Annotated in this window: 10 protein-coding genes; all 10 read left to right on the top strand. The window is 64.1% G+C overall.

Features of this window, described 5'->3' with window-relative positions:
• Positions 1–1,116, top strand: a 1,116-nt coding sequence (gene glyA / locus EN990_RS31360; RefSeq protein ID WP_245469227.1) for a serine hydroxymethyltransferase, incomplete at its 5' end; no start/stop codon positions are given.
• A gap of 76 nt (positions 1,117–1,192) precedes the next feature.
• Positions 1,193–1,858, top strand: coding sequence for a hypothetical protein (locus EN990_RS31355; RefSeq protein WP_127384576.1), 666 nt, complete (start codon positions 1,193–1,195; stop codon positions 1,856–1,858).
• Between the two features lie 157 nt (positions 1,859–2,015).
• Entirely contained in the window at positions 2,016–2,495 is a 480-nt protein-coding gene (gene nrdR / locus EN990_RS31350) for a transcriptional regulator NrdR (protein ID WP_013532250.1), read from the top strand.
• A gap of 2 nt (positions 2,496–2,497) precedes the next feature.
• Complete coding sequence (ribD, locus tag EN990_RS31345) at positions 2,498–3,613, top strand: bifunctional diaminohydroxyphosphoribosylaminopyrimidine deaminase/5-amino-6-(5-phosphoribosylamino)uracil reductase RibD (protein ID WP_127368998.1); 1,116 nt, start codon at positions 2,498–2,500, stop codon at positions 3,611–3,613.
• A gap of 12 nt (positions 3,614–3,625) precedes the next feature.
• Complete coding sequence (locus EN990_RS31340) at positions 3,626–4,243, top strand: riboflavin synthase (protein WP_127368999.1); 618 nt, start codon at positions 3,626–3,628, stop codon at positions 4,241–4,243.
• A gap of 63 nt (positions 4,244–4,306) precedes the next feature.
• Positions 4,307–4,567 (top strand): ribbon-helix-helix domain-containing protein, encoded by a 261-nt coding sequence (locus EN990_RS31335; protein ID WP_013532247.1) that lies wholly within the window; start codon positions 4,307–4,309, stop codon positions 4,565–4,567.
• Positions 4,567–4,842, top strand: a complete 276-nt coding sequence (locus tag EN990_RS31330; RefSeq protein ID WP_024504679.1) for a type II toxin-antitoxin system RelE/ParE family toxin — start codon at positions 4,567–4,569, stop codon at positions 4,840–4,842. The genes EN990_RS31335 and EN990_RS31330 overlap by 1 nt, the downstream gene beginning before the upstream one ends.
• A gap of 81 nt (positions 4,843–4,923) precedes the next feature.
• Positions 4,924–5,418, top strand: a complete 495-nt coding sequence (gene ribH, locus EN990_RS31325; RefSeq protein WP_013532245.1) for a 6,7-dimethyl-8-ribityllumazine synthase — start codon at positions 4,924–4,926, stop codon at positions 5,416–5,418.
• Complete coding sequence (nusB, locus tag EN990_RS31320) at positions 5,415–5,915, top strand: transcription antitermination factor NusB (protein ID WP_013532244.1); 501 nt, start codon at positions 5,415–5,417, stop codon at positions 5,913–5,915. The genes ribH and nusB overlap by 4 nt, the downstream gene beginning before the upstream one ends.
• Positions 5,912–6,528 (top strand): MFS transporter (locus tag EN990_RS31315; protein ID WP_127388506.1); only part of this gene is annotated, 617 nt, incomplete at its 3' end. The genes nusB and EN990_RS31315, both read left to right, overlap by 4 nt.

The following is a 6,528-nucleotide window of genomic DNA, read 5'->3' as shown; positions in this document are numbered from 1 at the left end:
GCCGAGGGCTATCCGGGCAAGCGCTACTACGGCGGCTGCCAGTTTGTCGACGTGGCCGAGGAACTGGCCATCGAGCGCGCCAAGAAGCTGTTCGGCTGCAACTTCGCCAATGTCCAGCCGAATTCCGGCAGCCAGATGAACCAGGCCGTCTTCCTGGCGCTCTTGCAGCCGGGCGACACGTTCATGGGCCTCGACCTCAATTCCGGCGGCCATCTGACCCACGGTTCGCCGGTCAACATGAGCGGTAAATGGTTCAAGGTCGTCTCCTATGGCGTGCGCCAGGACGACCATCTGCTCGACATGGATGCCATCGAGAAGACCGCGCATGAAACCAAGCCGAAGCTGATCCTGGCCGGCGGCACCGCCTATTCCCGCGTCTGGGACTGGAAGCGTTTTCGCGAGATCGCCGACGCGGTCGGCGCCTATCTGATGGTCGACATGGCGCACATCGCCGGGCTGGTCGCCGGCGGCGTGCATCCGTCGCCGCTGCCGCATGCCCACGTCGTGACGACCACGACGCACAAGTCGCTGCGCGGCCCGCGCGGCGGCATGATCCTGTGCAATGACGAGGACATCGCCAAGAAGATGAATTCGGCGGTGTTCCCCGGCCTGCAGGGCGGCCCGCTTATGCATGTCATCGCCGCCAAGGCGGTTGCCTTCGGCGAAGCGCTGAAGCCAAGCTTCAAGGTCTATGCCGAGAGCGTCGCCGCCAACGCCAAGGCGCTCGCCTCCAGCCTCAAGGAAACCGGTCTCGACATCGTCTCCGGCGGCACAGACAACCATCTGATGCTGGTCGATTTGCGTCCGAAGAACGCCACCGGCAAGCGCGCCGAGGCGGCGCTGGGCCGCGCCAACATCACGTGCAACAAGAACGGTATTCCGTTCGACCCGGAAAAGCCTTTTGTCACCTCGGGCGTGCGTCTCGGCACCCCGGCCGGCACCACGCGCGGCTTCGGCCAGGCCGAATTCCGGGAGATCGGCAAGCTGATCGCCGAAGTGCTGGATGGTCTCAAGGTCGCCAATTCCGACGAGGGCAATGCCGCCGTCGAAGCAGCGGTCAAGGCCAAGGTCGTGGCGCTGACCGATCGCTTCCCGCTCTATCCCTATCTCGGCTGACGCGATAGGAAGTTTTGCCGCCTGCTGCAACGACAAGCGTCGTTTCAGCAGGCCGGGGCGACCGGCAGGAGCCTTGATGATGCGACCATTTCGTTTCGCCGACCTTGGCGCCGTTGGCGCTCTGGCTGCTTTGATCGCCGGGCCTTTCCCCGGCAACGCCTTGGCGCAAACCGCCCCTGCTCAAGCCGCGCCCGCGCAACCCGCTCCTGCGCAACCCGCACCTCAGCCCGAGCCCCCGGCGCCCGCCCAGACGGCACCCAAGCTCGAAACCTTTGGCAGATGGTCGACCCTGGTCGACGAGGTCGACACCGGTGAGGATCTGCGCAAGACCTGCGCGGCCTCGACCGCCTTTATCGGCGCTGGCGGCGAGAGCGGCGTTCTGACGCTCATCATCACGAACGGTGATGCACTGCCGCCGGATGCCTACCCGTCCGTAACGATCGCCGTCGACAACAAGGCCTTGCCGGCCGGCAAGTCGGTTGCCGCCACTTTCGGCGACGACAAGGGCCGCGTCACTGCCAAGCTCCATTCCGATGGCGCCGTCAACGGCCGGCTCAGCTGGACCGTCGACAACCAGTCCAAGACCAGCCTGGCGCTCCTGCGCGCCATGCGCCGGGCATCGGTGCTTGACGTCTCCTTCGGCGATGCGCCGGTTGGAAGCATATCCATGGACGGCTTCACCAAGGCCTATCGTAGTCTCGGCGCATCGTGCGGGTTTCCGACCGCCGACGTTGCTCCCTGAAGACATCGGTACGCTGTGCGGCTGCTGGCGAGGCTGGCAATCCTGCTTGCGCCTCGCTATCTCTGAAGGGCGAGGGAGCTGTTGGCGACACTTTGCCATCGCTGCAAAAACCTCTAAGCCTTTCGCTTCACCAGATTCGCCAACCAAAGGCTTCTCCATGCGCTGTCCCTATTGCCAGTCGGAAGATACGCAGGTGAAGGATTCGCGCCCCGCCGAGGATGGCGCGGCGATCCGCAGGCGGCGCGTCTGCCCCGATTGCGGCGGCCGTTTCACCACCTTCGAGCGCGTGCAGTTGCGCGACCTCGTCGTGGTCAAGAAATCGGGCCGCAAAGTGCCCTTCGACCGCGACAAGCTGTTGCGCTCGGTGGAGATCGCCGTGCGCAAGCGCAATGTCGATCCCGAGCGTATCGACCGCGCGGTGACAGGCATCGTGCGCCAGCTCGAAAGTTCCGGCGAGACAGAGGTTGCTTCGGGAGAAGTCGGCCGCCTGGTCATGGAAGCACTGAAGTCGCTCGACGATGTCGCCTATGTCCGTTTCGCCTCGGTCTACCGCAATTTTCGCGAGGCCAAGGATTTCCATGAATTGCTGGGCGAGCTCAAGGGCGACGAAGTCAAGGGTGAAGAGGAAGCCAGCTGAGCATGACTGCAAGCGAACAGGCCGCCCTTGATCGCCGCTTCATGGCGGCGGCACTCAGACTGTCGCGAAAAAATGCCGGGCGCACCGCGACCAACCCGTCTGTCGGTACGCTGATCGTACGCGATGACGGCAATGGTCCGATGATCGTCGGCACCGGCGTCACCGCTGTCGGCGGCCGTCCGCATGCCGAGACCGAGGCCCTGGCCGAGGCCGGCGACCTCGCGCGCGGCGCCACCGCCTACGTCACGCTGGAACCTTGCGCCCACCACGGCCGCACGCCACCTTGCGCCAATGCGCTGGTCAATGCGGGCGTTGCGCGGGTCGTCGGTGCCGCCAGCGATCCCGATTCGCGCGTGTCCGGCAAGGGTTATGCGATCCTGCACGCGGCCGGTGTCGAGGTGGTCGAGAAGGTGCTGGCGGCGGAAGCTGCCGAGCAGATGGCCGGCTATTTGATTCGATCGTTGAGAAAACGCCCGGAAGTGATTCTCAAGCTTGCGCTTTCCAGCGACGGCAAGATCGGCAGGGAAGGTGACGGGCAGGTGTCGATCACCGGCGATATCGCGCGCCGAGAAGTGTATCTGATGCGGGCTGAGGCGGACGCCATACTGGTTGGTATCGGCACCGCCCTTGAGGATGATCCGGCCCTGACGGTGCGTTTGCCGGGGCTTGAGAACCGTTCGCCTGCCCGCATCGTGCTCGACCGCCAGCTCAGGTTGCCGGAGGCCTCGAAGCTGGTTTCGGGCGTCGACCGGGTACCGCTCTATATCGCCGCCTGCCTGGAGGCCGATCCGCTGCGGCGCGCAGCACTCGAACGCGCCGGCGTGCGCTTCATCGGCACCGAGACGCACGAGGGCGGCGTAGCCTTGCCGGAATTACTTGAGGACCTGGCCGCGCTCGGCATGGCCAGCGTGCTGGTCGAGGGCGGCGCCAGGGTGGCGAGCGCTTTCCTGGCCGACGGGCTGGTCGACCGCATCGTGCTGTTCCAGGGACCGGATGCAATCGGCGACGACGGCATTGCATCGCCGATCGACGCCGACCATATCCCGGCAGGATTTCGCAAATTGCGCGACATGCGCTTTGGCGAAGACAGCTACGCCGAGTGGATAAGAGACCTTTAGGGATCAACACCGATGTTTACCGGAATTGTCACCGATGTCGGCACTGTCGCGTCCGTCAAGCCGCTCAGGGAAGGGGTGGGGCTCCGCATCGACACAGCCTATGACCCGCAGACCATCGCCATCGGCGCCTCGATCTCCTGCGGCGGCGTCTGCCTGACGGTCACGGCCTTGCCCGACAGCGTTTCGAATGCACGCTGGTTCGAGGTTGAAGCATGGGAGGAAGCCTTGCGGCTGACCACGGCCTCGGGCTGGAAATCCGGCACCAAAGTCAATCTGGAGCAGGCGCTGAAGATCGGCGACGAACTCGGCGGCCACATCGTTTCGGGCCATGTCGACGGCATGGCCGAGATCATCGAGCGCAAGGATGAGGGCGATGCCGTGCGCTTCACGCTGGAGGCGCCGCGCGACCTGGCGAAGTTCATTGCGCCCAAGGGATCGGTCGCGCTCGACGGCACCTCGCTCACCGTCAACAAGATCGAAGGCGCGCGCTTCGACGTGCTTTTGATCCACCACTCGCTGACCGTGACCACCTGGGGCGAGCGCAAGGTCGGCGACCGCGTCAATCTCGAGATCGACACCATGGCGCGTTATGCGGCGCGGCTGGTCGAGGCGACGAAAGAGGGGCTTTAAGTGCTGCTGGCCTCGACTTAATCAGTTTTAATCGCTATGATTAGATCTGATTGTGAGGCTCTGATGGATACAAAAGTAATCACCGCTCACGTTCCGCTGCCGCTGGCTGAAAAGGTAGATCAACTGGCTGCCCGCCTTGAGCGCCCACGCGGCTGGATCGTCAAACAAGCTCTTTCCGCGTGGGTGGATTTGGAGGAGGAGCGCCGACGGCTCACGCTTGAAGCAATGGCCGATGTCGACGCAGGACGGGTCATCGATCACCAGGCCGTGCAGGCGTGGGCTGAGAGTCTTGGTACCGACAAGCCACTGCCGGTGCCTCGTTGATGGAGTTGAAATGGACCAACAAGGCTTTGTCCGACTTGGTCCGGCTACATGATTTTCTCGTGCTAGCAAATGGCCCGGCGGCCGCACGTGCCGTGCAGTCGCTTATTGCCGCGCCGGCACGGTTGGTCGAATATCCGCGCATCGGTGAGAGACTGGAAGAGTTCGAACCACGAGAAGTGCGTCGCATTTTGGTAGGCAGCTACGAAATTCGTTACGAGATACAGAACACGACAATTTCTGTGTTGCGCCTGTGGCATACGCGAGAGGATCGATAGGACAGGAGTCCATCCAGCAATCTTCCGCTTGCGATGAACCCGGCTTCGGCCTAAGTCACCGGCAACTCCCCGGAGACTTTTATGGCTGGTACATCCCAACACGGCAAAGCCTTCATTCGTCCGAAGGCGAAGGCGCATCTGCTCATTGTCGAAGCGCGCTTTCATGACGACCTTGCCGACGCGCTGCTCGATGGCGCGACAAGCGCGCTCGATGAGGCGGGCGCGACTTATGACGTCGTCACCGTTCCAGGTTCGCTGGAGATCCCCGCGGTGATCACCTTTGCACTGGACGGCGCGACGGAAGGCGGCACACATTATGATGGCTTTGTCGCGCTCGGCACCGTCGTCCGCGGCGACACCTATCATTTCGACATTGTCGCCAATGAATCCAGCCGCGCGCTCATGGATTTGAGCGTGCAGGACTCGGTCTGCATCGGCAACGGCATCCTCACCACCGAGAATGACGCCCAGGCCTGGACTCGCGCCAAGCGCTCGGAAGGCGACAAGGGCGGCTTTGCCGCGCGTGCGGCGCTGACCATGATTGCCCTCAAGGAACAATTGGGAGCGCGATCGTGAGCGAACCCGCTTCGCCCGGGCAGCCCGCGATGCGCCACGCCAACAAGCGCGGCGCTGCCCGTCTGGCCGCCGTGCAGGCGCTCTATCAGATGGATGTCGCCGGCAGCGGTGTCTTCGAGATCACCGCCGAGTACGAGGCGTTTCGCCTTGGCAAGGAAGTCGACGGCGCGCTCTATCGCGAGGCCGATGCGCAATGGTTTCGCGCTATCCTGGCGGGTGTCGTCGAGAACCAGAAGACCATCGATCCGATCATCCGCCAGGCGCTGACCGAGGACTGGCCGCTGTCGCGGCTCGATTCGACGCTGCGCGCCATCCTGCGCGCCGGCGTCTACGAACTGATGAAGCGCGAGGATGTCCCGGTCGCCGTCATCGTCTCCGAATATGTCGACATCGCCAAGGCCTTCTACGAGGAAGACGAGCCGAAGCTGGTCAATGCCGTGCTCGACCGTGTGTCACGCCGGGTGCGTGGCGAGGGGCGCGGCAAGGACGCATCATGACGGCAATCGCCGTCGAGGCAGGCAGCGAGGCGCGCCGCACGGCGCTGATCCTGGCCGCATCGCAGGCGATCATCGGCTCGGCGGCCCCCATCGCCATCTCCGTGGGCGCGCTGGCCGGGCAATATCTGCTTGGCCCCGACAAATCATTGGCGACAGCGCCGATCACCGGCTTCAACATCGGCGTGGCGCTCGGCGCGCTGCCTGCAGCGGCCATCATCCGCAGAATGGGCCAGCGCGGCGGCTTCATGACCGGAACGATCGTCACGGCGCTTGGCGGCCTCGTCGCCACGCTTGCGCTTTTTCAAGGGAGCTTCTGGCTGTTTGCCTTTGGCTTGCTCACGATCGGTGTCGGCGGCGCCTTCGTCCAGCAGTTCCGCTTCGCCGCCGCTGACAACGCACCGCCGGAATTCAAGGCGCGCGCCATCTCCTTCGTGCTGGCCGGCGGCATCGTCACCGCTATCCTCGGGCCGCAGATTGTCATCTTCACCCGCGAATCGCTGGCGCCGGTCATGTTTGCCGGTTCGTTCGTGTCCATCCTGCCGCTGGCCGCCGTCGGCGCCATCATCCTGTCCTTCCTGCGGCTGCCGGCGAAAGCATCCGGCAAGGTGGAGAT

Origin of the sequence: Mesorhizobium sp. M7A.F.Ca.US.005.03.1.1 (assembly GCF_003997975.1) — a bacterium.
GTDB lineage: Bacteria > Pseudomonadota > Alphaproteobacteria > Rhizobiales > Rhizobiaceae > Mesorhizobium > Mesorhizobium ciceri.
Note: the sequence above shows the minus strand (reverse complement) of the source record. Positions and strands in the feature narration are given on the sequence as shown.